This is a genomic window from Streptomyces sp. NPDC126497, from assembly GCF_040302425.1.
Classification (GTDB): Bacteria; Actinomycetota; Actinomycetes; order Streptomycetales; family Streptomycetaceae; genus Streptomyces.
Window position 1 is genome coordinate 1 of record NZ_JBEORT010000181.1, and the last position, 5,531, is coordinate 5,531.

Sequence of the window (5,531 nt, forward strand, 5' to 3'; positions counted from 1 at the left end):
GACCACCAGATGCCGGGCCACCACACGGCCCAGACCACCCGTGCCACCCGTCACCAAAACCGTGCCCCCGGCCACATCCCAGCCGGAAACCCCCAAGCCCGACGTAGAGGACACCCGCGCCAGACGAGGCACCACCACCTCACCCCCACGCACCGCAACCTCGGCCTCCCCCACAGCCAACACCGCGCCCAGCAGCCCAGAGGTGAGCCCGGCGCCCGGCTCGACGTCCAGCAGACCGAACCGCCCCGGATGCTCCGAGACAGCCGACCTCACCAGCCCCCACACCACGGCACCGGCCAGGTCGTCACCCTCCGCGGCGCCACGTGTGACGAACACCAGACGCGACTCCGCGCACCGCTCCTCCGCCAGCCACGACCGCACCAGCCCCAGCGCCCATACGGCCGCATCGTGCACGGAGTCGACGACACCGTCCGCGGTGCCGGGCGGCGGTACGACGGCGTACACCATCGCCGGCACCTCACCGTCGTGCACCAGTGCGTCGAAGTCGGCATGGCGGGGCCCGGTCAGGGCGGCGAGGAGGTCGTCGGTGGTGCCGAGGACGGCCGTGGAAGGGGCGTCCTCGGCACCACCGGAGGGCGCGGGAGCGGTGACGGGCGTCCAGGCCACGTGGAACAGGGCGTCCCGCGCCGTGGTGTCGACGGCGTCGTCGGAGGCGACGGCACGCAGCACCAGGTTCTCGATGGTGGCGACCGGTGCCCCGGTGGGGTCGGCCACAGTGACGGTGGCGGACTCGTCCCCGGTCCGGGTCAGGCGGACGCGGACAGCCCGGGCGCCGGTGGCGTGCAGGGTGACGCCTTCCCAGGAGAACGGGACGACTCCCCGCGCGAGTCCGCCGAGGGCGGAGATCTGCACGGACGCGTCGAGCAGCGCCGGGTGCAGGCCGAAGCCGGTCGCGTCGCGCTCGGCGGAGTCGGGGAGGGCGACCTCGGCGTACACGTCGTCGCCCCGCCGCCAGGCGGCGCGCAGGCCCTGGAAGAGGGGGCCGTACTCGTATCCGCCCTCGGCCATGCGCTCGTAGAGGCCCGTCAGGTCGACGGGCTCGGCGTCGGCGGGCGGCCAGACGGCACTGTCGAAGGCGGTGGTGTCGAAGGCGGGGGCCGTCCCCGGGACGAGGACGCCGGTGGCGTGCTCGGTCCAGGGCCGGTCGTCCGCGCCCTCGGGCCGGGAACGGGCGGTGAGGGTCCTGCGGCCCGCGGTGTCGGCCGGGCCGACCTGGAGGTGCAGTTGGACGCCGCCCTGCTCGGGAAGGACGAGGGGGGCCGCCAGGGTGAGTTCCTCGACGCGCTCGCAGCCGACCTCGTCCCCGGCCCGTACCGCGAGTTCGACGAAGGCGGTGCCGGGCAGCAGGACGTTGCCCATGACGACGTGTTCCCCCAGCCAGGGGTGGGTGCGCAGGGAGAGACGAGTGGTGAGGAGGAGGCCGTCGGAGTCGGAGAACTCGACGGCCGCGCTGAGCAGGGGGTGGCCGGCGGAGCGCAGACCGGCGGACTCGACGTCCCCGGAGGACGCGTCGGGCGTGGGCCAGTAGCGCTGGTGCTGGAAGGCGTACGTCGGGAGGTCGGTGAGCCGGGCGCCGGTTCCGGCGAGGTACGCGGTCCAGTCGACCGTCAGGCCGTGTGCCGCCAGCCGGGCGAGGGCGGTGAGGGCCGCCGTCTCCTCGTCGCGGTCCTTGCGCAGCAGCGGGATCAGGTGTGCCTCGTCGCCGGCGCTCTCGCGGGCCATGCCGCTGAGCACACCGTCCGGCCCCAGCTCCACGAAACGCGTGACGCCCTGCCCGGCCAGGGCGCGGATCCCGTCGGCGAAGCGCACGGCCTCGCGGACATGGGTCACCCAGTAGGCGGGGGTGGTGAGTTCGCCGGGTGCGGCGATGCGTCCGGTCACGTTGGAGACGACGGGCAGCAGCGGGTCGGCGTAGGAGAGGTTCTCGGCGACCGTGCGGAAGTCGTCCAGCATCGGTTCCATCAGCGGCGAGTGGAAGGCGTGCGACACCCGAAGCCGGGTCGTACGACGCCCCAGCCCCCGGAACACCTCCGCCACCGTCTCCACCGCGGCCTCGGCACCCGAAACCACCACGGAAGTGGGACCGTTGACGGCCGCGACCGACACCTCACCGGTCAGGTGCGGCAGCACCTCCGCCTCCGTCGCCTCCACCGCCACCATCGCGCCACCGGCCGGCAGCGCCTGCATCAGCCGGCCCCGCGCGGCCACCAGCGCACACGCGTCCGCCAGCGAGAACACCCCCGCCACATGCGCGGCCGCCACCTCACCGATCGAGTGCCCGGCCACGAACTCCGGCCGCACACCCCACGACTCCACCAGCCGGAACAACGCCACCTCGACCGCGAACAGTCCGGCCTGGGCATAGACGGTCCGGTTCAGTACCTCCGCGTCCTCGTCGTCGCCCCACACCACCTCGCGCAACGGCCGGTCCAGGTGCTCGTCCAGCCCCGCGCACACCGCGTCGAACGCCTCCGCGAACACCGGGAAACGCCCGTACAGCTCACGGCCCATACCCAGCCGCTGCGACCCCTGACCCGAGAACAGGAACGCGGTCGAGCCGCTCTGGGCGGTGCCTTCGAGGACGGCGGGGTGGGGTGCGGCGCCGGCGAGGGCGGTGAGGGCCTGGACGGTGGTGTCGGGGTCGGTGGCGAGGACCACCGCGCGGTGTGGGAGCGGGGCGCGGCTGGTCGCCAGGGAGAGGGCGACGTCGGCGGGCCGGAAGCCGGCGGCCGAGGCGTTGACGTGCGCGAGGAGACGTCCGGCCTGGGCGCGCAGCGCGGCCTCGGAGCGGGCGGACAGCAGCCACGGGGTGACGGCGGGGTCGACGGCCGGGGCCTCCGCACCCGTGCCGTCGGATGCTTCCGCCTCCTCGGGGAGGGGGGCCTGTTCCAGCAGGACGTGGGCGTTGGTGCCGCTGATGCCGAAGGCGGAGACGCCGGCGCGGCGGGGGTGGCCGGCGGTGGGCCAGGGGGTGGCCTCGGTGAGGAGCTCGACGGCGCCGGCGGTCCAGTCGACGTGGGTGGTGGGCGTGTCGACGTGGAGGACGGCGGGCAGCACGCCGTGGCGCATCGCCATCACCGTCTTGATGACGCCCGCGACGCCGGCCGCGGCCTGGGCGTGGCCGATGTTCGACTTGACGGCGCCGAGGAGCAGTGGCCGGTCGGCGGGCCGGTTCCGGCCGTAGGTGGCGAGGAGGGCCTGGGCCTCGATGGGGTCGCCGAGGGTGGTGCCGGTGCCGTGGGCCTCGACGGCGTCGACCTGGTCGGGGGTGAGGCGGGCGTCGGCGAGGGCGGCCTCGATGACGCGGCGCTGGGAGGGCCCGTTGGGGGCGGTGAGGCGGCTGCTGGCGCCGTCCTGGTTGACGGCTGTGCCCCGGATGACGGCGAGGACCCGGTGGCCGTTGCGGCGGGCGTCGGAGAGGCGCTCGACGAGGAGGACGCCGACGCCCTCGCCCCAGGCGGTGCCGTCGGCCGCTTCGGCGAAGGGCTTGCAGCGGCCGTCGGGGGCGAGGCCGCGCTGGCGGGAGAACTCGGTGAAGAGTTCGGTGGTCGGCATCACGGCGACGCCGCCGGCCAGGGCGAGGGAGCACTCGCCGGCGCGCAGGGCGCGGGTGGCGAGGTGGAGGGCGACGAGGGAGGAGGAGCAGGCGGTGTCGACGGTGACGGCCGGGCCCTCCAGGCCGAGGGTGTAGGAGATGCGGCCGGACAGGACGCTCATGGCGCCGCCGGTGAGGTTGTGGCCCTCGGTCTCGTCGGTGGTGCGGGCGAGGGAGCCGTAGTTGGTGTCGGCACCGCCGACGAAGACGCCCGTGTCGGTGTTGCGCAAGGAGGCGGGGCTGATGCGGGCGCGTTCGACGGCCTCCCAGGCGGTTTCCAGCAGGAGGCGCTGCTGCGGGTCCATGGCGAGGGCCTCGCGGGGGGCGATGCCGAAGAGGTCGGCGTCGAAGTCGGCGGCGCCGTCGAGGAAGCCGCCCTCGCGGACGTAGCTCTTGCCGGGGGTGCCCGGGTCGGGGTCGTAGAGGGAGTCGAGGTCCCAGCCGCGGTCCTCGGGCAGCGGGCCGACGGCGTCGGTGCCGTCGGCGACGAGCCGCCAGAGGTCCTCCGGGGAGCGGACGCCGCCGGGGAAGCGGCAGGCCATGCCGATGACGGCGATCGGCTCGCTCTGGCCTGCCTCGACGGACTCCAGCCGCTGACGGGTGCGACGCAGGTCTGCGGTGACCTTCTTGAGGTAGTCGCGGAGCTTGTCTTCGGAGCTTGCCATGGGGGTGGAATCCTCTGGTTCTGGAAGGACGCGGTGGCCGGGCGGGGTGTCAGGCGAGGCCGAGTTCGTTGTCGATCAGGTCGAACATCTCGTCGTCCGTGGTGGTGTCGAGGTCGGAGTCGTCGCGCTCGCCGGTGGTCTCCGTGGTGGCGCCGAGCTTCCACTGGAGGGACTGGAGGCGCTTGGCCAGGCGGGCCCGGTCCTGGTCGTCGAGTTCCGCGCCGCTCACCGCGGCCTCGAGCTCGGCGAGTTCGGCGAAGACGGGCTGGTCCGCGTCGCCGGGTCCGGTGCCGCCGGTGCCGAGTTCGTCCCGCAGGTGGCGGACGAGGGCGGCCGGGTCGGGATGGTCGAAGATCAGGGTGGTGGGCAGGGTCAGGCCCGTCTCCGCGTTGAGGCGGTTGCGGAGTTCGACCGCGGTCAGGGAGGACATGCCGAGGTCGAGGAAGCCGCGCCCGGAGTCCAGCGCCTCGGCGGAGGCGTGGCCGAGGACGGCGGCGACGTGGCCGAGGACCATGCCGTGCAGCAGGGTCTGCTGCTGCGGGCCGCCGAGCGCGGCGAGCCTGCGGCGGAAGTCCCGCGGTCCGCCCGTGGTTCCGGCGTCGGCGGCGCGGCGGGCGGCCGGACGGGCGAGGGCCCGCAGCAGCGGGGGCACCCGGTCGGCGCGCAGGGCGCGCGGGTCGAGCCGTACGGGGACCAGGTGGGCGGTGTCCAGGGCGGCGGCGGTGTCGAGGAGGCCGAGACCCTGTTCGGCGGTGAGGGGACGGATCCCGGCCCGGTCCAGGCGGGCGAGGTCGGCTCCGCCGAGGGCGCCGGTGAGGTCGCTGCGGTCCTCCCAGAGGCCCCAGGCGAGGGAGACGGCGGGGAGGCCGCGGGCGCGCCGGTGCTGGGCGAGGGCGTCGAGGAAGGCGTTGGCGGCGGCGTAGTTGGCCTGGCCGGGGCCGCCCGCGAGGCCCGCGTAGGAGGAGAACAGCACGAACGCGGAGAGCTTGGTGTCACGGGTGAGTTCGTGCAGGTTCCACGCGGCGTCGGCCTTGGGACGCAGGACGTGGTCGAGGCGTTCGGGGGTGAGGGTGTCGAGGGTTCCGTCGTCGAGGGCGCCGGCCGCGTGCACCACGGCGGTCAGGGGGTGTTCGGCGGGTACGGCGGCGAGGGTCCCGGCGAGCCGGTCGCGGTCGGCGGCGTCGCAGGCGACGACCGTCACCCGGGCGCCGAGGGCGGTGAGTTCCTCGCGCAGGGCGGCGGCACCCGGG

General features: G+C 74.9%; 1 protein-coding gene and 1 pseudogene. Both read right to left on the minus strand.

The genetic code is table 11. The features are described 5' to 3' along the window. Nucleotides 1-4,281, minus strand: a pseudogene (locus tag ABTY20_RS34685) (type I polyketide synthase); the annotation flags it as partial. 49 nt (nucleotides 4,282-4,330) lie between these two features. After that, the coding region (locus ABTY20_RS34690) for a type I polyketide synthase (RefSeq protein ID WP_352001131.1) at nucleotides 4,331-5,531 on the minus strand (1,201 nt) is incomplete at its 5' end.